A 25,492-nucleotide genomic window follows, 5' to 3' on the forward strand; every position below is an offset into this window, starting at 1 on the left:
CTGCGCCGGGCTGCTCACCATGAGGGACGACCTCGCCGTCATTGCGAGGAGCGAAGCGACGAAGCAATCCAGGCTGGACGCGTGGCTCTGGATTGCTTCGCTTCGCTCGCAATGACGCCTCCCCTAAGCCCGGAAGATGCGCTTGGCCGCGCGTTCGGCGCTGCTCATTGCGGTCTTCACGTCTTCGCGGCCGGTGCAGTAGTTCGCGAACATGTCGACCACGACGAAGTCGGCGATCGCCGCCGCCGCATTCTCGCCCATCTGGCCGTCGCCGGCGGGCGTGGAAGCGGTGCGGCCGACGTCGCGATACGGCGTGTTCTTCGGGTCGGCGGTCCACATCGGGTTCTTCTCGTAGTCGAGCAGGAACGGCGACAGATAGCCCTGCGCCGCCTCGACCCACGGGTTGAACTGCTCCGGCTCCATCATGAAGGCGGTGAACGCCTTGCAGGTGTTCGGAAACTTGGTGAAGTTGTAGATCAGGATCGGGAAACCGAGATGCAGCTCGCGGGTCTTGCCGCTGACGCCGGCGGGCAGATGCGCGTGGTCGATATCCGCCGCCATCTCCTTGTTGTCCTTCTTCGCCGCGACGTAGATCGAGATGCCGTTGACGGTGAGATAGAGCTGGCCGGCGAGAAACGCCTTGTTGTTGGAGGCGTCGTTCCACGACGCGGTGCCGGGAATGAAGTTCTCGTACAGGCCCTTCACATAGTCGAGCGCCTTGGCGGTCTCCGGCGAATTGACGACGACCTTGTTGTCCTTGTCGATCAGCTTGCCGCCATGCGCCCACAGCGCCCAGTGCACCCAGCCATTGGCGTCGCCCGAGGCGTGGCCGAGCGCCATGCCGGCCGGCGTGCCGTTCTTGTTCATCGCCTTGATCAGGTCCGAGAAGCCGGCGAGATCCTTCGGGAATTCCTTGTGGCCGGCTTTCTCCGCGGCGCTGATCCGGTAGTTGACGAGGCCGCCGGTGGCGGCCACCGGGATGCCGATCCACTTGCCGTTGTGCATGCCGTAGGCCTTGCCGGACTCGGTCCAGCCGCCGCACTTCTTGGCGAGATGATCGGCGACGTCGGTGACGTCGGTGCATTTGCTCGGGAACAGGAACGGCAGCGAATACAGCCCCCACACCATGTCGAGCCCCTGCCCGGTATTGGCCGCGACGGACGCCTTCGGCTGGATGTCGTCGTAGGATTCGTTGGAGACGTTGATGGTGACGTTGTTGGCCTTCTGGAACGCGTCGACGATCTTCATGAAGGCGACGTCCTCGGCCTCGACGAAGCGCTTCCAGCGCAGCAGATTGATCTTGGCGCCGGCTTCCGGCTTCCACGGCGAGGTCTGCGCCCAGGCCTTGGCGTAGCCCAGCAACTGATCGGCGGACATGGTCGCCGCAGCGGCCAGTGTCAGCGCGCCACCTTTCAGCAACGAGCGGCGATCGAATGTGAAGTCAGTCATCGTCCGTTCACTCCTCTTTATTGCCTATTTGGTCTTGATTGCGATCGTACTCGTCTTGTCACTACCTTCGTCGATCGAGCCAATGGTTCGATCTGCGGCATCAGAGCCGCGTGCCGGTCTCCCTGTCGAACAGATGGGCGACGTGCGGCCTCGGCTGCAGATGGATGACGTCGCCGGGCTGCACCCGATGCCGCTCGCGGAACACCGCGATGATCTCCTGCGCGCCGACGCGCGCGACGATCTGGGTCTCCGATCCGGTCGGCTCGACCACGACGACCTCCGCCGCGATGCCTGTATCGGCGAAATCGAGATGTTCGGGGCGGATGCCGTAGGTGATCGGCCGGCCGCTGCTGTCCGCCGGCGCTTCGCTGATCGGCAGCCGCGCGCCGTTCGCGGTCTCGACGAAGGGCTGGCCGCCATTGACCGTCAGCGTGCCGTCGAGAAAATTCATCGCCGGTGAACCGATGAAGCCGGCGACGAATTTGTTGGCGGGGTTGTCGTAGAGATCGAGCGGCGCGCCGATCTGCTCGACGATGCCGTCCTGCATCACCACGATCTTGTCGGCCATCGTCATGGCCTCGATCTGGTCGTGGGTGACGTAGACCGTGGTGGTCTTCAGCCGCTGATGCAGTTCCTTGATCTCGGTGCGCATGGCGACGCGCAGCTTGGCGTCGAGATTCGACAGCGGCTCGTCGAACAGGAACACCTGCGGATCGCGCACGATCGCGCGGCCCATCGCGACGCGCTGGCGCTGGCCGCCAGAGAGCTGCCGCGGGAAGCGGTCGAGCAGCTTACGCAGGTCGAGAATGTCGGCGGCGCGATTGACCTTGGCGTCGATCGCCGCCTGGTCGGCGCCGCGCAGCTTCAGGGAGAAGCCCATGTTCTGGGCGACGGTCATGTGCGGATACAGCGCGTAGTTCTGGAACACCATCGCGATGTCGCGCTCTTTCGGCTGCACGTCGTTGACGACGCGGTCGCCGATCGAGATGGTTCCGGAGGTGATCCTTTCCAGCCCCGCCAGCATGCGCAGCAAGGTCGACTTGCCACAGCCCGAAGGGCCCACCAGCACGACGAAAGCGCCGTCCTCGATCGGAACCGTCACGCCATGCAGGACCTCGAAGCCGCCGAATGATTTCCGCACGTCGTGAATCTGCACCGACGCCATACGTCACCTCCCGGGCCGGCCTGTTGAATGCGGTCGTTGCCGCAGGCCGGATGTTTGTTGACGAAGCTCTTACCAGACTTTTGCGGGGATGTCGCGCCAACAAATTAACTGGCGCTATCGGCATCACCGCCAATTGCGGAGCCGCACACGGCATGTCAGCATGCGCCTCCGCCGAATGACTCACCATCAATAAGCTCGAGACGCCCGAACAACGGGCGTGTGCGCTGCGGGAGAAACGATGAACAAGATCACCCCGGGGACCGCCCGGCGCAAACTGCGTTCCAGCGAATGGTTCAACGACCCGCACAATCCGGCGATGACCGCGCTGTATCTCGAGCGCTATCTCAACTACGGGCTGACGCGCGGCGAATTGCAGTCCGGCAAGCCGATCATCGGCATCGCCCAGACCGGCAATGATCTGTCGCCGTGCAACCGTCATCATCTGGAACTGGCGCAGCGGGTGCGCGAGGGCATCCGCGCTGCCGGCGGCATCGCGATGGAATTCCCGGTGCATCCGATCCAGGAGACCGGCAAGCGGCCGACCGCGGCGCTCGACCGCAATCTGGCTTATCTCGGTCTCGTCGAAGTGCTGTTCAGCTACCCGCTCGACGGCGTGGTGCTCACCACCGGCTGCGACAAGACCACGCCGGCCTGCCTGATGGCGGCGGCGACCGTCAACATCCCGGCGATCGTGCTGTCCGGCGGGCCGATGCTGAACGGCTGGCATGATGGCGAGCGCACCGGCTCCGGCACGGTGGTGTGGAAATCGCGCGAGCGCCTCGCCGCCGGCGAGATCGACTACGAGGAATTCATGGAGATCGTGGCCTCCTCGGCGCCGTCGGTCGGCCATTGCAACACCATGGGCACCGCGTCGACGATGAACTCGCTGGCCGAGGCGCTCGGCATGTCGCTGCCGGGCTGCGCCGCGATCCCGGCGCCGTATCGCGAGCGCGGCCAGATCGCCTACGCCACCGGCGTGCGCGCGGTCGAGATGGTGTGGGAGGATCTGAAGCCGTCCGATATCCTGACGCGCGAGGCGTTCGAGAACGCCATCGTGGTCAATTCGGCGATCGGCGGCTCGACCAACGCGCCGATCCATCTCAACGCGCTGGCGCGCCACATCGGCGTGGAGCTCACGATCGACGATTGGGAAAGCGTCGGCCACAAAATTCCGCTGCTGGTCAACATGCAGCCGGCGGGATTCTATCTCGGCGAGGAATATCACCGCGCCGGCGGCGTGCCGACGGTGGTGCGCGAACTGATGACGCACGGCAAGATTCACGAGGACGCGCTGACCGTCAACGGCCGCACCATGGGGCAGAACTGCGCCGCTGCGCCCGCACCCGACGGCGACGTCATCAAGTCCTACGACGGGCCGCTGGTGCAGGACGCAGGCTTCCTGGTGCTGCGCGGCAATCTGTTCGATTCCGCGATTATGAAGACGTCCGTGATCTCGCTGGAATTCCGCGAGCGCTATCTGTCCAACCCGAAAGACCCCAATGCGTTCGAGGGCCGCGCCATCGTGTTCGAGGGGCCGGAGGATTATCACGACCGGATCGACGACGCTGCGCTCGACATCGACGAGCACTGCATCCTGTTCGTGCGCGGCACCGGGCCGATCGGCTATCCGGGCGGCGCCGAGGTGGTGAACATGCAGCCGCCGGCGGCGCTGATCAAACGCGGCATCCATTCGTTGCCCTGCATCGGCGACGGCCGCCAAAGCGGGACCTCGGGCTCGCCGTCGATCCTGAACGCGACGCCGGAAGCGGCTGCCAATGGTGGGCTCGCGATCCTCAAGACCGGCGACCGCGTCCGTATCGATCTGAACAAAGGCAGCGCCAATATTCTGATCAGCGACGACGAGTTGAAGCAGCGCCGCGCCGATCTCGACGCCGCCGGCGGCTTCGCCTATCCGAAACACCAGACGCCGTGGCAGGAATTGTATCGCCAGACCGTCGGCCAACAGGCCACCGGCGCCTGCCTCGAACTCGCGACGCGCTACCACGACATCGCAGGGACAGTGGGCGTGGCGCGGCATAATCATTGATGCGCCCGTGCTGACGAAGGACCTCTCCTCGCGTAGCAGTCGAACCTCTCCCCGCGTGCGGGGAGAGGTCGGAAGTTGCGCGCAGCGCGACTTCCGGGTGAGGGGGCGCTTCGACACGGCCGAGCCGCTCGCCTCGCCGAGACGCCCCCTCACCACAGCCCTCTCCCCGCAGGCGGGGCGAGGGAGTTATCACCACCGCGCGACGTCATTCCGGGGCGCGCGCAGCGCGAACCCGGAATCCATACTCACTGACAGGGGTTATGGATTCCGGGTCTGCGCCCTGCGGGCGCATCCCGGAATGACGAACTCAAAGTAAACGCGAAGACGCAAACTGATCCAAAAGCTGATCCAAGGGAAACATCATGTCCGACCGATTGAAAGGCAAGCGCGCATTCGTCACCGCGGCGGCGGCGGGGATCGGGCGGGCGTCGGCGATCGCGTTCGCGCGCGCGGGCGCCGAGGTGTTCGCGACCGACATCGACGAGGCCGGGCTCGCGTCTCTCGCGACGGAAGGCATCGGCGAAGCGGCAAAACTCGACGTCCGCGACAGCGACGCGGTGGCGGCGATGGCGCAACGCGTCGGCACGGTCGACATCCTGCTCAACGCCGCCGGCTTCGTGCATCACGGCACCGTGCTCGACTGCTCCGATGCGGACTGGGACTTCTCGTTCGACCTCAACGTCAAGTCGATGCACCGCACCATCCGGGCGTTCCTGCCCGGCATGCTGGAGAAAGGCGGCGGCTCGATCGTCAACATCTCCTCGGCCGCCGGCGTGTTCAAGGCGGCGCCGAACCGCTACGTCTATGGCGCGACCAAAGCCGCGGTCGCCGCATTGACGCGCGCGGTCGCCGCCGACTTCATCACCAAAGGCATCCGCTGCAACGCGATCTGCCCCGGCACGATCGAGACCCCGTCGATGCTCGGCCGCGCCGCCGCCGCCGGCCCGCAGGGCCGCGAGATGTTCGTGGCGCGCCAGCCGATGGGCCGGCTCGGCACCGCCGAGGAAATCGCGTCGCTCGCGGTGTATCTCGCCAGCGACGAGAGCGCCTTCACCACCGGCGTCGCGCATATCATCGACGGCGGCTGGACGCTGTGACTTGCTCACCTCTCCCCGCCCTTTTGCGGGGCGAGGTCGACCGGCGTAGCGCAGCGAAGCCGGTCGGGTGAGGGGCAAGGCACTGTGCTGCATCCGACCTCGGCACTTGCGGGCCGGCCGCAGCCCCTCACCCCGACCCTCTCCCCGCAAGAGCGGGGCGAGGGAGCAGGTTTCCGATTCGGCTGCGGTCGTGCCCAGTTGATAAGACCGACGACACAAGATCAGCAACTACACGCGGGAGCTTCGTGCCATGAACACCATCGATCTCAATCACCGCTGCGCCGTGGTCACCGGCGGCGCGCAGGGGTTCGGCCGCGCGATCGCCAAGCGGTTCGCGGCGTCGGGGGCGCGGGTCGCGATCTGGGATCACGACATCGCGCTGGCCGAGACGACTGCGAAGGAGATCGGCGACGACGTCGTCACCGCCTATCAGGTCGACGTCACCGATCCGGCGGCGGTCGACGCCGCGCGCGACGCGACGATGGCCGCATTCGGCAAGATCGACATCCTGGTCAACAATGCCGGCATCGCCGGCATCAACAAGACCGTCTGGGACACCGATTACGACGAGTGGCGCAGGGTGCTGCGGGTCAATCTCGACGGCCCGTTCATCGTCTGCAAGTCGATCGTGCCGCTGATGATCGCGCACAAATACGGCCGCATCGTCAATATCGCATCCATTGCCGGCAAGGAAGGCAACCCCAACGCCGCGCACTACTCGGCCTCGAAAGCCGGGCTGATCGCGCTGACCAAATCGCTCGGCAAGGAACTGGCGTCCTACGACATCGCCGTCAACGCGGTGACGCCGGCCGCCGCGCGGACCGCGATCTTCGACCAGATGACGCAACAGCATATCGACTTCATGCTGTCGAAAATTCCGAAAGGCCGCTTCGTGCTGGTGGAAGAACTCGCCGCGATGGTGGCGTGGCTGGCGTCGGAGGACTGCGCGTTCTCGACCGGCGCAGTGTTCGATATTTCGGGCGGCCGCGCGACGTATTAACTTCGAACCGTACTAACGACCGTTCGTCATTCCGGGGCACGACAGCGAAGCTGGCGTGAACCCGGAATCCATAACCCCTGTGGTCAAGTTTGGCATGGCTTTGGCCATGCCGCGATTAACAACCAGCGATAGGGGTTAGGGATTCCGGGTTCGCGCTGCGCGCGCCCCGGAATGACTTGGGTGAGAGGTCGCGTACGTGTCCCGGGCGCGGTGCGGCGCGCAGCGCTGCTCCGCAGACCCGGGACCCCGCTGTGCTTGAAGTTTCGATCGCAACGGGGCTGTGGAGTTCTTGCGCCCGCCGCGATCGAGCAACCGGGATCCCGGATCTGCGCAGCGGCACTGCGTGCCGCAGCGCGTCCGGGGAGCGGGTCGAACGAACGGGTCGAACTACCCCCTGCCCTTGGTCCGGAAGATCACCGGCAGGCTGAAGGTCAGGCCCTCGTCGGCGATCAGCGGCGGCGGGGCCGGCACCGGATCGGAGCGCTTGATCATGTCGATCGCGGCCTGATCGAAAGCGGCATCGCCGGAGCCTTCGACGATCCGGGTCGCGAGCACGTGGCCGACCCGGTCGAGTTCGAAGCTGACCACGATCCGGACGTTCTTCTGGCTGCCGTCCTTCGGATAGCGCTTGTGCTTGTCGAGATAGGCGACGAGTTCCTTCTGCCAGGTGGCGCGAATGCGCTGCGCGGCCTGGCCGACGCCCTGGGCGGGGGCGACCGAACGCGGACCTTCCTTGGCGGTCTCGTTGCTCGGCATCGCGGTGGCTTCGGCGGCGACCGATTCGGTCGAGGCCTGCTGCTGCACCACGGCCTTTTCCTTCACCTCCTCGTCGGGCTTCTTCGCCTCCTGCGTAGTGACGACGCGGTCGGCTTCTTCGGTTTCCTGCGGCGTGTCCTTCGGCAGGTCGGTTTCCTGAACCTCGGCCTTCTGCTCGTTCAGCGCCGGCGACGCGGCCGACGCATCGGTGTCCGGACCCGGCGGCAGATCGGTCGCCTCGTGCTTCGGCGACATCATCTCGAGCCCGACCTCGATCGCCGGCGCGCCGAGCGCGTCGTCGTCGACATCCTCCTCCCGATGCGCCATCGCCAGCGCCACGCCGCCGACATGCAGCGCGACCGCGGCGACCCCGGCGATCAGCCAGAGCGTGCGCGAGGGTTTGTGGGAAAAATCGAACTCGGTCATGCGTTACTGCGCCCCGGGCGTCGACCCGGGCACGCCCTCCAGCGCCACCAGCTTGATCTTGGCGTAGCCGCCGGTGCGCAGCATCTCCAGCACGTCCATCAGTTCGCCATACGGCACCGCGCGGTCGGCACGCACGAAGATGAATCGATCCTTGGTCATGTCCGGCATCCCATCCAGCGTGCGCACCAGATCGACGCGCTTGACCTGCTCCTCGCCGATCGCCACCGCGAGATCCGGCTTGATGCTGACATAGGTCGGCTTGTCCGGGCGCTTCTGCGGCGTCGCGGTCGAGGTCGGCAGGCTGACCGGCAGATCCACCGTCGACAGCGGCGCGGCGACCATGAAGATGATCAGCAGCACCAGCATGACGTCGATGAACGGCGTGACGTTGATCTCGTGGGTCTCGTCGAAATCGTCGTCGAGGCCGTCGGAATCGTTGAGCGAGACCGCCATCGGCTACTCCGCCGCGCGGGCGTGACGCCCGCTGCCGTGGCTGCGATCGAGATCGCGCGACAACAGCCGGCCCGCCGCGCCGGAGGCACGCGCGACCATTTCGAGATAGACCTTAATCTCGCGCGAGAAGTGATTGTAGATGATCACCGCCGGAATCGCCGCGACTAGGCCGATCGCGGTGGCGAGCAGCGCCTCGGCGATGCCGGGCGCCACCACCGCCAGATTGGTGGTCTGCGATTTCGAAATGCCGATGAAGCTGTTCATGATGCCCCACACCGTGCCGAACAGGCCGATGAACGGCGCCGTCGCGCCGATGGTGGCGAGAAAGCCCATGCCGTGGCGCATGTGCCGCGACTCGGCGCGGACGATTTCGCTGAAGCTCGACGCCGCGCGCTCCTTGATACCCTCGTCGCTGGCGAGCCCGGCCGAGACCCGCGCCTCGCGCAGCGCCGCGGCCAGCAGCATCGACAGCGGGCTGGTCTTGTCGCCGAGCGCAAGCTGCGCTTCGGACATCGACCGCGCTTCCGCAATCTGCCTCAGCGCCGAGCGCAGCCGCAAGCGGGCGCGGCCGAGTTCGATCTTCTTGGCGATGAGGATGGTCCAGGTGATCATCGAGGCGAGCGCCAGACCGACCATCACCGCCTTCACGACGATGTCGGCCTGCAGGAACATCGACCAGGGCGACAGTTCGGCAAGTCCCGGCGTCACGCTGCCGTTCGGCGCTGTCCCGGAGGCCGGCAAGGCCTGGGTCGCGCCGGTCGTCTCCGGCGCGGCAGCCGTCTCGGGGGCGGCCGCGGGCTCGGATGCGGTCGCGGGCTGCCCGGCCGAAGGCGTCGACATTGCAGGAGCGGCGGCAGGAGGCTGCTGCGCAGTCGGCTGTTGCGCGAACACAGGCGCAATCGGCCCCAGCAGGACCGCGGCAACCAATGCGACGGCGATCGATCGAATTTTCGACAGTTTCATACTTCGGCCCAGTAGCGGATGAGGTTGTGATAGATGCCGGTCAATTTGACCGTTTCAGGGTCGTCGCGTCCCAGCCGCTGGACCAGGGCCTGAATGGCACCATCGAGATCGTAGATCATGCTGCGCGCATGAGCATCTCGTATCATGCTCTGCAGCCAGAAAAAAGACGCGACCCGCGCGCCGCGGGTGACCGGCGTGACCATGTGCAGGCTGGTCGACGGATACAGCACGCAATCGCCGGCCGGCAGCTTGACCTCGTGCGACCCATAAGTGTCCTCGACCACGAGTTCGCCGCCGTCATACTCATCAGGCTCGGCGAGAAACAGCGTCACCGACAGATCGGTGCGGATACGAAGCCCGGTGAGCGGATCGCCGCGCACCGCATTGTCGACGTGGATGCCGAAATGATGATTGCCCGCCGCGGCATAGCGGTTGAACAGCGGCGGAAAGATCTGCAGCGGCACCGCCGCCGAGACGAATTTCGGATTGGCGGTGAGGGCCTGGATGATGCGGCGGCCGAGCGCACGCGCGAGTTCGCCGTCCGGCGGCAGCTGCTCGTTGCGCTTGACCATGGCCGACTGCGCGCCGGCGGTGGAGCGTCCATCCTCCCAGTCGGCGCCGTCCATGAGATGGCGGAACTCCGCCACCTCATGCTTCGACATCACCTCGGGAATGCAAACCAGCATGGCAACTCCGGCTCGGGCACGCGTCAGAGCGTGCCGCGCATGGTGAGAAGCACCGAACGGCCCGGCGCGATGAACACGAACGGCGAGGCGCTGCGGTAAAACGCGTCGTAATAGGTCGTATTGAGGATGTTGTTGACCGACAGTTTGGCAGTCAGGTGCTTGTCGACCTTGAACTCGACGAAACTGTCGAACCGCCAATGTTCCGGCAGAACGTTGCCGTTGATGGCGCCGAAGGTGCCGCCGTAGATCTTTGAGGCATAGGTCGCCTGCCCGCCGACTTCCCACTGCTCGCCGAAACGATATTTGCTGAGCAGATTGAACGACTGATGCGCGATGTTGGCGAGCTGCGCGCCGATCTGGGTCGGATCGACCGACTGCAGCACCTCGCTCTCCATCAGCACGAGGCCGCCGAACACGCTCCAGCGATCGGTGATCTTGCCGGCGGCTTCGAGGTCGATGCCGCGGACGCGATACACGCCGGTGGAGAGGATGTTGCTGCCCACGGTCTCGCGAGCATTCGACTTCTCGGTCTGGAACAGCGCGCCGGTCAGCAACAGATGGCGATCGAACAGTTCCCATTTGGTGCCGACCTCGACCGCCTTGTTCTGCTCGGGCTGCAACGCCTGGAAGGTGGTGTTGTTGACGACGAGACCGCCATAGGCGGTGCCCGAAGCGTCGAGCTCGGCGCCGACCGGATTGGACGAGGTGGCGTAGGCGGCGTACAGGCTGGCATAGGGCAGCGGCTTGACCACGGCGCCGAGATTGTAGTTCCACATGCCGGATTGCACGCCGGTCGACGCGGTTCTGCTTTCGCCGTTGATGCTGTAGTCGTCGTATCGCAGCCCGCCGTTGAGGATGACGAAGTCGTTCCAGTTCGCGGTCTCGATCACATAGGCCGATTTGGTGTCGACCGTGATGTAGGTCGGGTTGTAGGCGCGCTGCGGCGTGCTGGCGAAATCGAACTCGTTCGGCGGCGACAGCAGCGGCACGGTGATCCGATTGCCCGTCTGGAAGCCGGTGAGTTCCGAGGTCAGCCCCGAATAGGTGTCGCGCATCACGCTTTCGCGGGAGACTTCGGCGCCGGCCACCATCGTGTGCTTCACCGGGCCGGTATCGAATTTGTAGGTCAGGTCGGTCTGGTTGGCGAGCACGTTGGTGACCTGATAGCGGCTCTGGGACGCCAGCTGAACGGTGGTCGCGGTCGGGTTGCTCGGCAGCGTGCCGATGTAATCGAGCACCGAACGGGCGGCGCGCGAGCGATTGCTGAGCGTGAGATCGGGCGTGATCGCGAACTCGCCGATCACCGTGCCGAAATCCTGCTGCGCCTTCTGGAAGTCGCGATTGACGAAACCGTAATAGGTGCCGCGCGGCACGTTCACGCTGGTCGACGGCTTTCGCAGCGTGGTGTTGTAGGGCACGCCGAAATCCGGCAGGCCGTCGAGATCGGTGTGAACGTAGTTCGCGGTGATCTTGACGGCGTCGGTCGGCGTCCATTTGATCGCGCCGAGGGTGCCCCAGCGGTCGTCATAAACGTAGTTGCGGCCGGCGACGTTGGCCTTCTGGTACAGGCCGTCGAACCGCACCGCCAATGTCGGGCTCAGCACCTGGTTGACGTCGACGGTGACGCGCTTGGTGGCGTCGGTGCCGAAGGTGGTTTCCGCCTTGGCGAAGTTGCCCGCGGTGGTGGCCTGCTTGGTGACGATGTTGATGGCACCGCCGGCGGTGCCGCGGCCGGCCAGCGTCGATGCCGGCCCGCGCAGAATTTCGACCTGCTCGGTGAAGAAGTTCTCGCGGATCGACACCGCCGGATCGCGAATGCCGTCGATGAAGACGTCGTTGCGGGCGTCGAAGCCACGGATGAAGAAGCGATCGCCGAAGGCGTTGCCGCCCTCCCCGGTGCCCAGCGTGACGCCGGCGGTGGAGCGCGCCACGTCGCGCAGCGAGGTCGCATTCTTGTCCTGCAGGATCTCTTTGCTCAGCACCGTCACGGTGCGCGGGGTATTCAGCACCGGCTCGGTGAACTTGGTGCCGGACAGCCGGTCGACCTTGTAGGGCGCGTCCGCATCGGCATAGGGGTTGCGATCCGCCGACAGCGCGCCGGCATTGGGGAACGGCACCGGCGCCACCTGCGCCGGTTGGGCTCGCCTTGCCGCGCGACGCAGCGCGGTGCGGGCACGCACCTGATCCGGCGTCGGCTTCGCAGCCGGGCGCGGCCGCGCCACAGGGGCATCGACGGTCACCGCAGGCAGGCTCGACTGCTGCGCCTCGGCACCGCCGATCGACGCCACTGCGATCATCCCGGCGACGGCCGAGACCTTGCGGCCATAATGGCTGTCGAACTCTTCGTCGACCATTCGGATCGACGCTTCCGCACGTAGCGACCTCGGTGCCTTGACCCCAATCATAACTGCCCCCAAAAGCATGCAGTTGCTAATTACCTGCAGTTTCAGTGGTATCGGTCGTGAAATGGAGGGTCAACGCGCGCGCGCCTTTGTCGCGCTGGAATCACTCAAGATGAAAATCGTTCTAAACTATGAGCTCCGGAAACATCCGGAGGCGAACGACCAGATGCGTCTGAAATGCCGATAGAATAAGCATTTGCGCGCTCTTTGCGCGAAATGCCACGGTACACGGATGGTGGCGACCTGGCGGTGTTATTCCGACGGCGGGCTCGGCGGCTTCATCAACGAGAACAATTCGTCGACTGTATGCTGCGCGATCACGCGCACACGGTCCGTATCCAGCGCCCCGTCGATCCTGATCCCGCTCACGACGGCACGGATCTCGTCGCGAAACTCGCTGAGGAAACGCAGCGGATCCGGCTGATCGTTCGCGACGCGTGCGATCAGGCCGGTGATCAGAATCTGGCAGGCGATCATGCGGCCGTTCAGCTCTTCCATGCATGCTCCGGCTGGCGTGGCGAGGGTGGGCCACAACTGCTGCGGCGGATATGACCGACCGCGGGGGCGCTGACAATTGGAAGAGTTCTGAACTGGGACGCCACCCACTGTCCGCGCCGGACAGGAGCGTGAAGAGAGCTGTCGCGCAGATGCCGCTCGGAGACAGGCCGTCGCCGATCTCCGTCCCGGCGGGCGAACGACGACAGTCGCCCCGGCGAGGCCCAGCAGGCAGCGGAACGAGGTGGGACGGATCGGTGTCCCGCCGGCTTTCTTCCGCAGGAAGCCCTTGCAGGGACGATGCGAGCCCGTTAGAAGTCGCCCACATCCGGGGCGTGAAGCGTCAATTCAGCCCGCGCCCGGCACCAGATAAATGCCTGATCCCATTCGGCATTTAGGCGGTGGGGAATGGTGTAACGGTAGCACAACAGACTCTGACTCTGTTTGTCTAGGTTCGAATCCTAGTTCCCCAGCCATTCCGCGATCGCGTTAAATAGCTGAAATCATTGAGCATCTTATGGCGGGTGCCAACGCGGTCCCAGCGTTCTTTCATTCTACAGCCGTCTCCCTTGCGATGGAATCGGCAACCAGTGTTCTGGGTTGCTCACCAAAGGCACAGCCTCATGGTGGTGAGGAGGCGCGAAGCGCCGTCTCGAACCATGCGCCGCAGGCGATGCCGTCTCCGCATCCTTCGAGACGCCCGGCTTCGCCGGGCTGCTCAGGATGACGATTCAATGGATGCGGCAAGGACGATATCGCTGCAATCAATCGATGAGCCGCTCTGCCCTGAATGAACCAGGATATCCGTCTGGAAGGACAACGAGCGAACTCGCACGGCTACAGGTGCATCACAGCTCTATCGTGAGCATCAAATCCTTTGTCCGCCCGACGCGTCGATCCTCTGGCCGGTGACCCAGCCGCCGGCTGGCGACAGCAGAAACATCACAACCTCCGCGATGTCCCGTGGCTGGCCGAGGCGTCCGAGCGCGATCGAGTCGATGGTGGCGGCCGCCCGTGCCGGATCCTTGTCGAGCGGATTCATGTCGGTCACGGTCGCGCCCGGCAGAACGGCGTTGACGGTGATGCCGCGAGGGCCGAGCTGCTTGGCGAGCACCACGCTCAGCGTTTCGAGCGCCGCCTTGGACGGCGCATAGATGCTCATGTACAGAGCCGCCGCGCGCGTCCCCATCGACGAGACATTGACGATGCGGCCGCCGTCCCTGATCGCGGGATGCAACGCCCGGATCAGGAAAAACGGTGCGCGCAAGTTCACCGCGATCATGTGGTCGAAGATGTCCAGATCGACCTCGTCGATGCCGTGGCGGCCGCCATGGCCGGCATTGTTCACCAGAAGGTCGAACGTCCGCTGCCCGGTTCGCCGCTCCACCTCGTCCAGAAATCTCTTGGCGAGCGTGTCGGGGCCGTCCTTCTCGGACAGATCGGCCTGCAGGATGAATCCGTCCCCGCCGGCGTCGCGAATGCTGTCGAGCGTGGTTTGGGCCGCATCGGCGGCGCCGGCATAGTGAACCGCGACCAGCGCGCCTTCACGCGCCGCCTCGATTGCGATCGCCCTTCCGATGCCGCGGCTCGCCCCGGTCACCAGCGCGATCTTGCCGGCCAGCCGTCCGCTCATGCCGCGGCTTCCGCGCCGGACGACACCGACCAGCCGTTGCTCGCCTCGAGCTCCCGGGCTTCACGGATCAGCGCGGCACGGTCGATCTTGTTGGTGCCGGCCCACGGCAGGTCGGCGACGAAGCTGACGCGGCGCGGATGCTGATAGGTCGGGCCGTTTCGCAACGAGTAGGCCTTGATGTCCTCGGTGGTGGCGTGCTGGCCGTCGGCAAGCACCAGGAAAGCCACCGGCATCTGGCCCCGCTCCTCGTCGGCGAGCGGCACGACGGCCGCCTGGCGAACCGCGGGATGGCCTTCCAGCATCTTCTCGACGTCGCCCGGATAGATGTTCTCGCCGCCGCAGACGAACATGTCGTCGGCGCGGCCGATGAAGTAATAGAATCCGTCGGCGTCGCGGCGCATCACGTCGCCGCTGTAGTACCAGCCGTCGCGCATCACCGACGCCGTCTTTTCCGGCATGCCGCGGTAGCGGTTCATCAACGCGGGATTGCGCATCAGCAGCACGCCCTCGTTGTCGTCCGGTCCGTCGACGAGCTTCACCATCGCCGGATCGATCGGATAGCCGATCGTCATCGGCGGCAGCGGCTTGCCCTGCGGATGGGCGCCGAACACCGCGGGGCCGGCTTCCGTGGTGCCATAGCCGTGCGTGAGGGCGGCAGACGGAAACGCCGCCTGGATCTTGTCGGCCATCGCGCGGGTGATCGGCGCCGAGGCCAGCGCCAGCCGCTTCAGCCGGCTGTAATCATTGGCGGCGAGCAGATCCGGCTCACGCAGCAGCCGCGCGAACATCGTCGGCACCGCCGTGACCGCGGTGACGCCGTAATCCGCCAGCGCCTGCAGATAGCGCCGGCCGTCGAATCCCGGCATCAGCACCATACAGGCGTTGCTGGCGAAGATGGCCTTGGCGCCGAACAGCCCGTTCATGTGGAACAGCGGCTGCGCGATGATGTAGACCTCGTTGGAACTGTCGGCGTCGCCGACCTTGGTGCTGAGTGCCCAGAGCTGGCTGTCGTGGCTGAGCTCGACTCCTTTCGGCCGTCCGGTGGAGCCGGAGGTGTAGAGGATCTGCCCGAGCTCGCCCGGCATGGCTTCCACCGTTTCGAAATCGCCGGGCTTGATCTGTGCTGCAAAGCCGCCCTGCCCTTCGTCGTCGAAGTCGAGACACGGGATCCCCTCCGGCAACAGGCGCCGCGCCTGCGCGTCGACGAAGGCGAATTTCGAATCGGAGTCGCGCAGAACGAAATCGATCGTCTCCGGCGGCTGCTTGGTGTTCACCGGAAGCGCGACATAGCCCGCCCGCATGATGCCGAAATAGGTCGCGATATACTCGGCGCGATTGGACGCGAGGATCGCCACTGTCGTTCCTCTGGCGAAGCCGAGCCCGGTCAGATAGGACGCCACGCCGTTGGCGAGCCGGTCGATTTCGATGTGGCTCCACACCCTCGGCTGGTCGGTCCGCAAATCGATGATCGCAGGGCGGTTCAGATCGCCGGAACGATCCACCAGATCTCCGAGATTCTTCCAACGGACGCTCATGCCCATCCTCCTACCTTGTACTTGCCCTCGACCTTGGGGCCGAACGACGATGTGGACTTGTTCTCTGTGGTATCGAGCTGGTCGACCAGATCGTAGTGACAGGCCGTCTTCCGGTTCTCGCCGAGCGACCGCAAGTTCGGCCGCTCCTGCCGGCAGCGGTCGGTGACGAACGGGCACCGCGTCGAGAACGCGCAACCTTCCGGCAGATTGGTCGGGCTCGGCAGGTCACCTTGTAGCACGAAGCGACGGCGGCCGCGCATCACGCCAGGGTCGGCGACCGGCGCCGCCGCCAGCAGCGCCTGCGTGTAGGGATGCGCCGGATGCTTCCAGATCGTCTCGGCAGACCCGGTTTCGACGATCCGTCCCAGATACATCACGATCAGCTTGTCGGCGATGTGCTGCACCATCGTCAGATCGTGTGAGATGAACAGATACGACACGCCGAGCTTGTCCGACAGATCCTGCAGCAGGTTGATCACCTGGGCGCGGATCGAGACGTCGAGCGCCGACACCGGCTCGTCGCAGATCACCAGTTTCGGCTTCAGTGCCAGCGCGCGGGCGATGCCGATCCGCTGCCGCTGACCGCCCGAGAATTCGTGCGGATAACGCGCGGCGGCGTCCGGCGGAAGTCCGACCTGCACCATCAGTTCGGAAACCCGCTCGGCAACGGCCTTGTTGTCGTAACCTGCGACCTGCAGCGGCTGCGCGATCAGGTTTCCGACGGTGCGGCGCGGATTGAGCGAGTTGTGCGGATCCTGGAAGATCATCTGCATCTTGGCGCGGATCGGCCGCATCGCCGCTGGCCGCAGCCCGGTGATTTCCTGGCCGTCCAGCACGATCTGCCCGTTGGCCGCCGGGATCAGCTGCATGATCGCCTTGCCGAGGGTGGACTTGCCGCAGCCGGACTCACCGACCAGCCCGACCGTCTCGCCGGGCTCGATCTCGAGGCTCACATCGTTCACCGCGTGAACGGTGCCCGACGAGGTCTGATAGTCGACGACCAGACTACGCACCGACAGAAGCGACATGGCGGTCCTCCATTTCGGCAGCAAGGAAACATGCGACCTGGTGTCCGGCACCCTGGCTGATCAACGCCGGGTCCTCGACATGGCAACGATCGAACACCAGCGGACAGCGGTTGGCGAAGCCACAGCCCGTCGCGCGGTCGGAGAGCCCCGGCACGGTGCCTGGAATCTCGACGAGTCGGCTGCGTCGCTCGTCGCCGGGTTTCGGCGTCGCGCCGATCAGGCCTCGGGTGTAGGGATGCCGCGGATCGTCGAACAGGACATCGACCTGCGCCTCCTCGGCCTTCTTGCCCGCATACATCACGGTGACGCGGTCGGCGACGTCGGCGATCACGCCGAGATCGTGGGTGATGAAGATCATTCCCATCCGGGATTCACGCTGGATGCCCTTCAACAGTTCGATGATCTGCGCCTGGATCGTGACGTCCAGCGCCGTGGTCGGCTCGTCGGCGATCAGCAGTTTCGGCTCACAGGCGATCGCCATCGCGATCACCACCCGCTGGTTCATGCCGCCGGAGAGTTCGTGCGGAAACGCCTCGAGACGACGCCGTGCATCCGGAATGTGGACGCGATCGAGCAACTCCAGCGCGCGCTTTTCCGCGGCACGTCGATCGAGCTTGAAATGCCGGCGGATCACCTCGGCGAGCTGATAGCCGACGGTGTAGACCGGATTCAGCGAGCTCATCGGGTCCTGGAAGATGATCCCGATCTCGCGCCCGCGCACGGCCTGCATCTTGCCGTCGCTGAGCTTGGTCAGGTCGCGCCCCTCGAGCAGGATGGCGCCGCCAGTAATCCTAGCCGGCGGCGTCGGCAGCAGCCCCATGATCGCCAGCGACGTCATCGACTTTCCGCAACCGGACTCGCCGACCAGGCCGAGCGTCTCGCCATGCTCGACGGTCAATGAAAACCGGTCGATCGCCCGCAGCACGCCGCGCCGGGTGAACAGATCGACTTCCAGGTCCCGGATTTCAAGCAGTGCCGTCATCTCAGCGATCCCTCAGCTTGGGATTGAGTGCGTCGTTGAGGCCGTCGCCGATCAAATTCATCGCCAGCACCGTGAACATGATCGCCAGCCCGGGGATCGCGCAGATGTACCAGGATCGCCGGATCAGCGTGCGGCCGTCGCCGATCAGCGCTCCCCAGCTCGCCACGTTCGGATCGCCCAGTCCGAGGAAGGAAATCGCGCTCTCGAACAGGATCGAGCTGCCGATGATCACCGACGCCAGCACGATCACCGGCGGAATCGCATTGGGCAAAACCTCCCGGGCCATGATCCGGATGTTGCTCATTCCCATCGAGCGGCACGCCAGCACGAATTCGCGGTTCTTCAGCGTGAGAAATTCGGCGCGCGTCAGCCGGGCGATGCCGGGCCACATCGTGATCCCGATCGCCACGATGATATTGTTGATCGACTGTCCCAGAATGGCCACCACCGTCATGATCAGCAGGATGTTGGGAACCGTCTGGAACAGCTCGGTCAGCCGGGTCAGGATTTCGTCGACCCAGCCGCCGAACCACGCCGCGGTCGCGCCGATCACCACGCCGATCGCCGTCGCCGTCAGCGCGGCGACGATGCCGATCATCAGGGTGGTGCGCGCGCCGTAAGCGACCATCGCGAAGATGTTACGGCCGATCGAATCGGTGCCGAGAGGAAACCGCGGATTGGTGAGCGGCCAGACTTCGGGCCGGGACACGATGCGCAGCGGGTTCTTGTCGATCAGCCACGGCGCCGCCAGCGCCAATCCAATCACCACCACGAGGATGATCATTCCGAACACCGCGCCGCGGTTGCGGGCGAACCGCACCGCGAATTCGAGGAAGGCGGAGGAAGAGCTACCATGCATGTTCATCGGCTCCGGATTCTCGGATCAAGCCGGTAGTAGGCGAGATCGACCAGCAGATTGGCGACGGTCACGACGACGGCCGAAAGAACGAATACGCCCAGCACCACCGGGTAGTTGCGGCTCATGACGCTGTCGAGCATGAGGCTGCCGATGCCGGGCCAGGAGAACACCGCCTCGATCACCACCGATCCGCCGAGCACCGTGCCGAGCTGAAGGCCGAGCAGCGTCACCACCGGCAACAGCGCGTTGCGGAACACGTGTGCGATCACCACGCGCGTCTTGCTGAGACCCTTGGCGCGTGCCGTGCGCACGAAATCGAGCGAGAACACTTCGAGCATCGAGGCGCGCATCACCCGCGTATAGATCGCCGCATAGAACAGGCCGAGCGACAAAGCGGGCAGGATCAGATGCTTGAGCACGTCGACGACGTGGCCGAACGGGCCGTACTGCGCGCCGATCGTGGTCATGCCGCCGACCGGCAGCCAGTCCAGCTGCACCGAGAAGAAGATGATCAGCATGATGCCGAGCCAGAACGTCGGCGCGGCGAAGAAGAACACCGCCGCCAGCGAGATCACCACGTCCCACGCCGTGTTGACCTTCACCGACGCGATCACGCCGGCGATCATACCGAGCGTGACCGCAACTCCCAGCGCCGTCAGCATCAGGAGCAGCGTCGATGGCAGCTGCGCCATGATGATATCGAGCACCGGCGCGTTCTGACGATACGAATAGCCGAGATCGAAGCTGAACACCGACCAGATGTAGCGCAGAAGCTGGACGACGGGCGATTGGTCGAGCCCGTACAATTGCTTCATACGCTCCAGCGTGGCCGGGTCCGTGACCTGCTGCTCGGACGTCATGATGTCGAGCAGCGATCCCGGCGCCATCTGGATGAGCGTGAAGTTCATCACGATGACGCCGAGGATCAGGGTCACGATCTGAAACAGCCTCCGCAGGATCGCGCGTTTCATCGATCGGTCTCCTCTCGTGTTCAGACGTCGAGCCAGACGTCCGACAGACTGTCGGCGGAAATATCGGCACGATTGCCCATGCCCTTGACCTTCTTGGCCAACATCGTGGTCGAGATCAGTTCGACCAGGACGGTGATCGGCAGGTCCCGTGCCACGATCTCTTGCAATTTGAAGGCCAGTTCCTTGCGCTTGGCTTCGTCGGTCTCGACCGACATCTTGCCGACGATGGCGTCGATCTCGGGGTTGGAATAGCCGTTGGCGTTGCGGAACGCGGCGCCTTTGACGATGCCGCTGGTGGTGACGTAGTCGGTCTGTTGCGGCACCAGCTCGACGCGAGCGGCGTAGTTCGACAGCGCGATGTCGTAATCGTAGTCGCCGTAGATCTGCTTCAGCGACGTCGCGCGATCGGGCACGGTCAGACTGACCTCGACGCCGATATCTTCCAGATTCTGCTTCACGAACTGGCCGACCTTGCCGTTCTCCTCGAACCAGCCGGCGGCGAGCAGATTGAGCTTGAAGCGCGACTTGCCTTTCTTCGGATAGCCGGCGTCATCGAGCATCTTCGCCGCCTTCTTCGCATCGAACTCGTAGCGCGGCAGATTCGGGTTGTAGAATTTCGGATTGGTGGAGCTGACGAACGAGGTGCCGGGCTTGGCGCGGCCGAAATAGACCACGTCGGCGATCGTCTCGCGGTCGATCGCGGTCAGCAAGGCGCGGCGGACCGCCGGATCCTTGACGATGTCGCGTCGGCTGTTGAACTCGATCGTCGACGCCCAGGCGGCGCCGAGATAGCCGTCGGTCGAGGCCTCGAACTTGCCGGTCTTGGCGAGCCGGTCGATGTCCGGCGCCGGGATCGGATTGAAGATGCCGAGCTGCAGTTCATCGGCCTCCAGCGCGGCGGTGCGCGACGCCGCGTCCCTCCAATAGCGCATCACCAGGCCGTTCAGATACGGCTTTCCGGCGTCCCAATATTTGTCGTTGGCGGCGTACTCGATGTGGCTGCCGCGCACCCACTGCTTGAACTTGAACGGCCCGGTTCCGATCGGTGCGTTGTTGGCGGGGTTGGTGGCGATCTCCGCGCCGTCATAGACGTGCTTCGGTATCACCAGCGCGGTCGCCAGCACCGACTTGAAGAAGAATTCGGGAGTCGGTTCGCTGAACGTCACCCGAACCCCGCCGTCGATCGCCTCGATGCCGGCGAAATTCTTCAGCGCCGCCTTGGCGATCGTCTGCGACCAGTATTTGTTCATGCTGAAGATCACGTCGTCGGCCGTGAACGGCTTGCCGTCGTGCCAGGTCACGTCCTTGCGCAGCGCGATGTCGTAGGACTTGAAGTCCGCCGACGGCTTCAGGCCGGTGGCCAGCACCGGGAAGAACTCCGCCTTGCTGTCCTGGCGAAGCAGCGGCTCGAGGATCTTGGTCGAGCTGATCAGCGGGCTGGACCCGCCGCCGCCGGGCACGAACACCGCCTGCGGCTCGAACCCGCCCCAGGTCGCGACCAGCAACCCGCCCTTCTTCGGCGTCGTCGCGGCGAACGCGGCCGACGACGAACCAAACGACGTACCAGCGGCGATCGCGGCAAGGGCAGACGTGCCCAGGAACACTCGTCTGTTCATATTGCTAGTCATTGGGATCTCCGTTGAGGAAGAATGGACGTTGTCGGTCGGCCGCGGAGCGCGAGCTCTGCGGGAAATTGGTCCGCTCAGGCGCCCGCCGGGATCGCGTAGGATCCACGGCCGATCGCGACGAGAGCGCCCTTGTCGTTGAACAGATCGACGTCGGAGACACCGACGGTGCGGCCGAGACGACGCACCCTGGCGGTCGCCACCAGGCCGGTGTCGACCGCGGGACGCAGATAGTCGACGCGGAAATTGATCGTCGGAATGCCACCCCCGACCAGCATGGCGATCGCGAAATCGCCGACCGTATCGATGATCGAGGCCAGCGGGCCACCGTGCCACTGCCTGGTGCCGGGTCCGCGTTCGAATTCGGGCCGGAACGGCGCATGCATCGTCAGCACCTGTTGCTCGAGGTCGATCTCGGTGACCTTCAATCCGCAGAACGCGATGAAGGGCGCGTTGTCGGCCATCGCCTGCAGGCCGGCGATGTCGAGCGGCTTCGCCGCGGTCGAGCTCATGGAGTCACCACGAGCTTGCCCAGCACCTTGCGGTCCTCGAGCACACCCATCGCTTCGATGGCATCCTGCAGCGGGAAGGTGCGGTCGATCACCGCCTTCATTTTGCCGATACGGATCAGTTCGAACAGCTTCAGGATGTCTTCGCGCTCCCAGCCGTTCGAACCGAAGATCTGCAATTCGAACGTCCAGATGAAGCGGATGTCTTCGGTGGGATTGAAGCCGGCGGTGGCGCCGCAGGTGACGAGCCGCCCGCCCTTGCGCAGGCATTTCAGCGAGGGCACCCAGGTGTCGCCGCCGGTGAAGTTGACCACCATATCGACGCCGGCGCCGACCGCGGCCTTGCCGGCCCGCGGCTTGCCGTGGCGGGTGCGGCACTCCTGCATGAAATCGACCTCGCTGTAGAGGATGATTTCATCGGCGCCGATCTCGGTGAGCCGCTGCCCCTTTTCCGGCGATCCGGCGCAGGCGATCACATAGGCGCCTGCGGCCTTGGCGAGTTGCACGCAGCAGATTCCGACGCCCCCCGAGGCGCCGAGGATCAGCACCTTTTCGCCTGCCGACACCCGTCCGATCGTCGTCATCATCCGCAGCGCGGTGCCATAAGCCACCGGCAGGCTGGCGGCCTGCTCGAACGAGATGTCATCGGGTAGCGCGATCAACTGGTGCGCGCGGGTGACGCAGTATTCGGCGAGCCCGCCGTGGCGGGTCTCGCCCATCAGTCCGCCCTCGACCCGGTTGATCGGGTCGATCAGCACGCGATCCCCGACCTTCCAGCCCTCGACGCCGGGCCCGCAGGCCGCGACTTCGCCGGCGATGTCGATTCCCATGATGATCGGCATCGGGATGCTGATGCCCGGCATGCCACGCCGCGTGAAGATGTCGTGGTAGTTGTAAGAGGTCGCCTTGACCTTGACGAGCACGTCGCCCTCGCCCGGCACCGGATCGGCGAAGTCCTCGACATAGCTCATCTTGTCGAGACCGCCATGTTCATGAAGCAGCACTGCACGCATTGAGTTCTCCCTTTGATTCTGATGTTGCCCGCGGCTCCGCGCGCAATCGGCCGAAGCCGGACTATTCCGTAAATTCGATCGCGACGCCGAAGCTGTGCGCCGGGCCGACGCGAAGTCGGCCGTCGGCCGCAACGAACGGCACACCGCCGGCCTTCAGCGCGGCTTCAGCCTGCGCCAGCGACGCGGTCCTGAAGCCGAGACCGATCATCTGGGTCTTGCCTTCTTCGGGCAGCGGCGCATCAGCGCCATATCGCTCGGACGCAGCCTGGCGGCTGAGCGCGACGACGCGCGCTTCGGCGGCGTCGAAGCCGTAGCCGCCCGGGATCTCCATCAGCAGGCCCGGACCGAACATGCGCTCGAACAGACCGAGCGCCGCCCGCGGATCGTCGCCGCAGAACACGAATTCGGAGATGTTCTCGACGCCGTTCAGATGCGTCTGCCATTCCGGCCGGTACACCAGCTCCGGCGTCCTGTGATGGCAGAAGAACGTGCGGCCGTAGTCGAACCCGACCTTGGGCAGATGCAGCACCGTGAACGCCGCATCGAACACGCCGTCATTGGTCTCGACCGGCCTGACGAAGTCGAGCGGCTGTTCTGGCGTCACGCCGGCATGCGCGGCGTTGAGTTGCGCGCGCGCCGGATCCGGGCAGCGCCAGACGATGCCCGACAGACCTTTGGGGTCGTGCCGTTGCTCCGGCCGCTGCTGTTTCTTGCCGGGCTCGTAGCCCAGTAGTTCGAGGTAGTTGTTCTTGAAGATCGTCAGATTGTTCGACGATCCCAGCGAATGGTGACCGCGCGGCGTCAGATGGAATCCGAGCGACTGGTAAGCCGCAGCTGCGGCATCGAGGTCTCCGTGCACGAGCACGATGACATGATCCAGTTCAGCGGGCAGTCGGCCGCGCTGATGACCATCCTCTGATTCAGGCATTCAATCTCCTTGTTGGTTGGTTGGGCGTCCGGTTACAATTCTCGTTCTCGACGTTCGCACTCACTTCATTCCCGCGTCGCACTTCGACCAACGCCGTCGACGTTATTGCAGATTGCCAATCGACGCGGTTCTCCATATTTGCGCGCGTTTCGAGGTGTTCCGTCTCTGCGCGCGGCAATTCTCAGCGTGCTTTTCCTCATCGGGCCTTGCTCACCTGATTCAGCCCAGCGGCATTCGCTGTCGAACCAGCGTGGTCCAGTACGAACAGCCCCACGGGATCGCGTCGTCGTTGAAATCGAACTTCGGGTGGTGCAGCGCTGCGCTGTCGCCGTTGCCGATCATGATCATCGCGCCGGGACGCTCGTTGAGCATGAAAGCGAAATCTTCGCCGCCCAGGGTCGGCGGCAGATCGGCGGTGACGTGGGCTTCGCCCGCGACCGCACTGGCGGCAGCGACCGAGCGCTCGACGCCGACCTCCGCATTGCGCATGACCGGATAGTGGCGGAGATAGGACAGTGTCCCGGTGGCGCCGAACCCCCTGGACACGCTTTCCGTCAATTCGCGAAGCCGCGCTTCGACCGCATCCCGGGTCGGTTCATCCAGCGTGCGGACCGTGCCGCGCAGCGTCACCGTCTGGGGAATGACATTGAAGGCGTCGCCGGCCGCCATCTGGGTGATCGAGATCACCGCCGATTTCAGCGGATCGATGTTGCGGGCGACGATCGACTGGGTCGCCTGGATCAGCGAAGCGGCGATGACCACCGGATCGATCGTCGCGTGCGGCTGTGCCGCGTGACCGCCGCGCCCTTCGATCGTGATGATGATCTCGTCGACCGAGCCCATCTGCGGCCCTGGGCCGGTGGCGAAGCTGCCGAGCGGAAATCCCGGACGGTTGTGCATCCCGTAGAATTCCTGGATCGGAAACCGGCTCAGCAGACCATCGTCCAGCATCGCCTTGGCGCCGGCGCCGCCCTCTTCGGCCGGCTGGAAAATCATCGCGACCGTGCCGTCGAAGGCGCGGCTTTCGACCAGTCCGAGAGCCGCCCCGAGCAGCATGGTGGTGTGACCGTCGTGACCGCACGCATGCATCTTGCCCGGAACTTCCGAGGCCCATTCCGCGCCAGTCGCCTCATGGATAGGCAGCGCATCCATGTCGGCACGCAGGCCGATCATCCGGCCCGATGCGCGGGAGCGGCCATGGATGATGCCGACCACGCCGGTGCCGCCGATGCCTTCGTGGACTTCATCGACGCCGGCCTCGCGCAATCGCTGCGCGACCCGCTGCGCGGTTCGATGCACGTCGTACAGCAACTCCGGGTTGCGATGCAGATCGTGCCGGAACTCCTTCAGTTCGTCGAGGTAGCGCGATGTCCAGTTCTCTACGGGCATTGAAAAATCCTGAGGGTTTGCGAGTTCGCTGCCGGTCCGGTCCTCGAAGTCACGCCTGCACCGCGGATGCGCGGCGAGGCG

Annotated in this window: 22 protein-coding genes and 1 tRNA gene; 4 read left to right on the plus strand and 19 right to left on the minus strand. The window is 65.0% G+C overall.

Going from position 1 to position 25,492, the window contains the following annotated elements; all coding sequences use genetic code 11:
* Positions 1-123: 123 nt before the first annotated feature.
* Positions 124-1,449 carry an ABC transporter substrate-binding protein gene (locus ACTZWT_RS08025; protein ID WP_444769121.1) on the minus strand — a complete coding sequence of 442 codons (1,326 nt, stop codon included), beginning with the start codon at positions 1,447-1,449 and terminating at the stop codon, positions 124-126.
* Between the two features lie 100 nt (positions 1,450-1,549).
* On the minus strand, positions 1,550-2,614 hold the full coding sequence (locus ACTZWT_RS08030; protein WP_444769122.1) for an ABC transporter ATP-binding protein: 1,065 nt from the start codon (positions 2,612-2,614) through the stop codon (positions 1,550-1,552).
* Positions 2,615-2,852: 238 nt separating this feature from the next.
* Here ACTZWT_RS08030 and ACTZWT_RS08035 point away from each other — a divergent pair, with 238 nt between their 5' ends.
* The 3 genes from ACTZWT_RS08035 to ACTZWT_RS08045 all read left to right on the plus strand — a co-directional run bounded on the left by ACTZWT_RS08035 (position 2,853) and on the right by ACTZWT_RS08045 (position 6,758).
* On the plus strand, positions 2,853-4,661 hold the full coding sequence (locus tag ACTZWT_RS08035) for an IlvD/Edd family dehydratase (RefSeq protein WP_444769123.1): 1,809 nt from the start codon (positions 2,853-2,855) through the stop codon (positions 4,659-4,661).
* Positions 4,662-5,023: 362 nt separating this feature from the next.
* The gene (locus ACTZWT_RS08040) at positions 5,024-5,758 is read left to right on the plus strand and encodes an SDR family oxidoreductase (RefSeq protein WP_444769124.1); all 735 of its coding nucleotides are present in this window, start codon (positions 5,024-5,026) and stop codon (positions 5,756-5,758) included.
* Positions 5,759-6,008: 250 nt separating this feature from the next.
* On the plus strand, positions 6,009-6,758 hold the full coding sequence (locus ACTZWT_RS08045; protein WP_444769125.1) for an SDR family NAD(P)-dependent oxidoreductase: 750 nt from the start codon (positions 6,009-6,011) through the stop codon (positions 6,756-6,758).
* Positions 6,759-7,145: 387 nt separating this feature from the next.
* Here ACTZWT_RS08045 and ACTZWT_RS08050 read toward each other — a convergent pair whose 3' ends face one another.
* From ACTZWT_RS08050 to ACTZWT_RS08075, 6 genes are all read right to left on the minus strand, one after another.
* Positions 7,146-7,940 (minus strand): cell envelope integrity protein TolA, encoded by a 795-nt coding sequence (locus tag ACTZWT_RS08050; RefSeq protein ID WP_444769126.1) that lies wholly within the window; start codon positions 7,938-7,940, stop codon positions 7,146-7,148.
* 3 nt (positions 7,941-7,943) lie between these two features.
* Entirely contained in the window at positions 7,944-8,393 is a 450-nt protein-coding gene (exbD, locus tag ACTZWT_RS08055; protein WP_444769127.1) for a TonB system transport protein ExbD, read from the minus strand.
* A 3-nt stretch (positions 8,394-8,396) separates the two neighbouring features.
* Positions 8,397-9,356, minus strand: coding sequence for a tonB-system energizer ExbB (exbB, locus tag ACTZWT_RS08060; protein WP_444769128.1), 960 nt, complete (start codon positions 9,354-9,356; stop codon positions 8,397-8,399).
* Positions 9,353-10,042, minus strand: a complete 690-nt coding sequence (locus tag ACTZWT_RS08065) for a Fe2+-dependent dioxygenase (RefSeq protein WP_444769129.1) — start codon at positions 10,040-10,042, stop codon at positions 9,353-9,355. Before ACTZWT_RS08065 ends, exbB begins: the two co-directional genes overlap by 4 nt.
* Before the next feature lie 23 nt (positions 10,043-10,065).
* Positions 10,066-12,447: a TonB-dependent receptor gene (locus tag ACTZWT_RS08070; RefSeq protein ID WP_444769130.1), complete on the minus strand. Its 2,382-nt coding sequence runs from the start codon at positions 12,445-12,447 to the stop codon at positions 10,066-10,068.
* 249 nt (positions 12,448-12,696) lie between these two features.
* Complete coding sequence (locus ACTZWT_RS08075) at positions 12,697-12,942, minus strand: hypothetical protein (RefSeq protein WP_444769131.1); 246 nt, start codon at positions 12,940-12,942, stop codon at positions 12,697-12,699.
* 399 nt (positions 12,943-13,341) lie between these two features.
* On the opposite strand from ACTZWT_RS08075, the gene ACTZWT_RS08080 reads away from it, so the two are divergent.
* Positions 13,342-13,415: transfer RNA gene (locus tag ACTZWT_RS08080), tRNA-Gln, on the plus strand.
* Between the two features lie 392 nt (positions 13,416-13,807).
* Here ACTZWT_RS08080 and ACTZWT_RS08085 read toward each other — a convergent pair.
* From ACTZWT_RS08085 to ACTZWT_RS08135, 11 genes are all read right to left on the minus strand, one after another.
* Entirely contained in the window at positions 13,808-14,572 is a 765-nt protein-coding gene (locus tag ACTZWT_RS08085) for an SDR family oxidoreductase (protein WP_444769132.1), read from the minus strand.
* Entirely contained in the window at positions 14,569-16,107 is a 1,539-nt protein-coding gene (locus ACTZWT_RS08090; protein ID WP_444769133.1) for a class I adenylate-forming enzyme family protein, read from the minus strand. The genes ACTZWT_RS08085 and ACTZWT_RS08090 overlap by 4 nt, the downstream gene beginning before the upstream one ends.
* Positions 16,104-17,135 (minus strand): ABC transporter ATP-binding protein, encoded by a 1,032-nt coding sequence (locus ACTZWT_RS08095; RefSeq protein WP_444769134.1) that lies wholly within the window; start codon positions 17,133-17,135, stop codon positions 16,104-16,106. The genes ACTZWT_RS08090 and ACTZWT_RS08095 overlap by 4 nt, the downstream gene beginning before the upstream one ends.
* A complete protein-coding gene (locus tag ACTZWT_RS08100; protein ID WP_444769135.1) occupies positions 17,113-18,117 on the minus strand; it encodes an ABC transporter ATP-binding protein in 1,005 nt (334 codons plus the stop codon). Before ACTZWT_RS08100 ends, ACTZWT_RS08095 begins: the two co-directional genes overlap by 23 nt.
* A 1-nt stretch (position 18,118) precedes the next feature.
* Positions 18,119-18,976 carry an ABC transporter permease gene (locus ACTZWT_RS08105; protein ID WP_444769136.1) on the minus strand — a complete coding sequence of 286 codons (858 nt, stop codon included), beginning with the start codon at positions 18,974-18,976 and terminating at the stop codon, positions 18,119-18,121.
* Between the two features lie 2 nt (positions 18,977-18,978).
* Positions 18,979-19,947, minus strand: coding sequence for an ABC transporter permease (locus ACTZWT_RS08110; protein WP_444769137.1), 969 nt, complete (start codon positions 19,945-19,947; stop codon positions 18,979-18,981).
* Positions 19,948-19,967: 20 nt separating this feature from the next.
* Positions 19,968-21,575 (minus strand): ABC transporter substrate-binding protein, encoded by a 1,608-nt coding sequence (locus ACTZWT_RS08115; protein ID WP_444769138.1) that lies wholly within the window; start codon positions 21,573-21,575, stop codon positions 19,968-19,970.
* A gap of 74 nt (positions 21,576-21,649) precedes the next feature.
* Entirely contained in the window at positions 21,650-22,084 is a 435-nt protein-coding gene (locus tag ACTZWT_RS08120) for a PaaI family thioesterase (protein WP_444769139.1), read from the minus strand.
* Positions 22,081-23,094, minus strand: a complete 1,014-nt coding sequence (locus tag ACTZWT_RS08125) for a quinone oxidoreductase family protein (RefSeq protein WP_444769140.1) — start codon at positions 23,092-23,094, stop codon at positions 22,081-22,083. The genes ACTZWT_RS08120 and ACTZWT_RS08125 overlap by 4 nt, the downstream gene beginning before the upstream one ends.
* Before the next feature lie 61 nt (positions 23,095-23,155).
* Entirely contained in the window at positions 23,156-24,022 is an 867-nt protein-coding gene (locus tag ACTZWT_RS08130) for a VOC family protein (protein ID WP_444769141.1), read from the minus strand.
* A 219-nt stretch (positions 24,023-24,241) separates the two neighbouring features.
* Positions 24,242-25,411, minus strand: a complete 1,170-nt coding sequence (locus tag ACTZWT_RS08135) for a M20 aminoacylase family protein (protein ID WP_444769142.1) — start codon at positions 25,409-25,411, stop codon at positions 24,242-24,244.
* Between the last annotated feature and the right edge of the window lie 81 nt (positions 25,412-25,492).

Source organism: Rhodopseudomonas sp. NSM (genome assembly GCF_052445935.1).
Taxonomy (GTDB): domain Bacteria; phylum Pseudomonadota; class Alphaproteobacteria; order Rhizobiales; family Xanthobacteraceae; genus Rhodopseudomonas.

What these genes read in the sequence shown, in the direction of transcription:
- ACTZWT_RS08115 (WP_444769138.1), bottom strand. Translation starts at nt 21,575, where the DNA reads ATGACTAGCAATATGAACAGACGAGTGTTCCTGGGCACGTCTGCCCTT.
- ACTZWT_RS08090 (WP_444769133.1), bottom strand. Translation starts at nt 16,107, where the DNA reads ATGAGCGTCCGTTGGAAGAATCTCGGAGATCTGGTGGATCGTTCCGGC.
- exbB (WP_444769128.1), bottom strand. Translation starts at nt 9,356, where the DNA reads ATGAAACTGTCGAAAATTCGATCGATCGCCGTCGCATTGGTTGCCGCG.
- ACTZWT_RS08120 (WP_444769139.1), bottom strand. Translation starts at nt 22,084, where the DNA reads ATGAGCTCGACCGCGGCGAAGCCGCTCGACATCGCCGGCCTGCAGGCG.
- ACTZWT_RS08105 (WP_444769136.1), bottom strand. Translation starts at nt 18,976, where the DNA reads ATGCATGGTAGCTCTTCCTCCGCCTTCCTCGAATTCGCGGTGCGGTTC.
- ACTZWT_RS08025 (WP_444769121.1), bottom strand. Translation starts at nt 1,449, where the DNA reads ATGACTGACTTCACATTCGATCGCCGCTCGTTGCTGAAAGGTGGCGCG.
- ACTZWT_RS08040 (WP_444769124.1), top strand. Translation starts at nt 5,024, where the DNA reads ATGTCCGACCGATTGAAAGGCAAGCGCGCATTCGTCACCGCGGCGGCG.
- ACTZWT_RS08110 (WP_444769137.1), bottom strand. Translation starts at nt 19,947, where the DNA reads ATGAAACGCGCGATCCTGCGGAGGCTGTTTCAGATCGTGACCCTGATC.
- ACTZWT_RS08100 (WP_444769135.1), bottom strand. Translation starts at nt 18,117, where the DNA reads ATGACGGCACTGCTTGAAATCCGGGACCTGGAAGTCGATCTGTTCACC.
- ACTZWT_RS08065 (WP_444769129.1), bottom strand. Translation starts at nt 10,042, where the DNA reads ATGCTGGTTTGCATTCCCGAGGTGATGTCGAAGCATGAGGTGGCGGAG.
- ACTZWT_RS08135 (WP_444769142.1), bottom strand. Translation starts at nt 25,411, where the DNA reads ATGCCCGTAGAGAACTGGACATCGCGCTACCTCGACGAACTGAAGGAG.
- ACTZWT_RS08070 (WP_444769130.1), bottom strand. Translation starts at nt 12,447, where the DNA reads ATGATTGGGGTCAAGGCACCGAGGTCGCTACGTGCGGAAGCGTCGATC.
- ACTZWT_RS08095 (WP_444769134.1), bottom strand. Translation starts at nt 17,135, where the DNA reads ATGTCGCTTCTGTCGGTGCGTAGTCTGGTCGTCGACTATCAGACCTCG.
- exbD (WP_444769127.1), bottom strand. Translation starts at nt 8,393, where the DNA reads ATGGCGGTCTCGCTCAACGATTCCGACGGCCTCGACGACGATTTCGAC.
- ACTZWT_RS08085 (WP_444769132.1), bottom strand. Translation starts at nt 14,572, where the DNA reads ATGAGCGGACGGCTGGCCGGCAAGATCGCGCTGGTGACCGGGGCGAGC.
- ACTZWT_RS08030 (WP_444769122.1), bottom strand. Translation starts at nt 2,614, where the DNA reads ATGGCGTCGGTGCAGATTCACGACGTGCGGAAATCATTCGGCGGCTTC.
- ACTZWT_RS08035 (WP_444769123.1), top strand. Translation starts at nt 2,853, where the DNA reads ATGAACAAGATCACCCCGGGGACCGCCCGGCGCAAACTGCGTTCCAGC.
- ACTZWT_RS08045 (WP_444769125.1), top strand. Translation starts at nt 6,009, where the DNA reads ATGAACACCATCGATCTCAATCACCGCTGCGCCGTGGTCACCGGCGGC.
- ACTZWT_RS08075 (WP_444769131.1), bottom strand. Translation starts at nt 12,942, where the DNA reads ATGGAAGAGCTGAACGGCCGCATGATCGCCTGCCAGATTCTGATCACC.
- ACTZWT_RS08050 (WP_444769126.1), bottom strand. Translation starts at nt 7,940, where the DNA reads ATGACCGAGTTCGATTTTTCCCACAAACCCTCGCGCACGCTCTGGCTG.
- ACTZWT_RS08130 (WP_444769141.1), bottom strand. Translation starts at nt 24,022, where the DNA reads ATGCCTGAATCAGAGGATGGTCATCAGCGCGGCCGACTGCCCGCTGAA.
- ACTZWT_RS08125 (WP_444769140.1), bottom strand. Translation starts at nt 23,094, where the DNA reads ATGCGTGCAGTGCTGCTTCATGAACATGGCGGTCTCGACAAGATGAGC.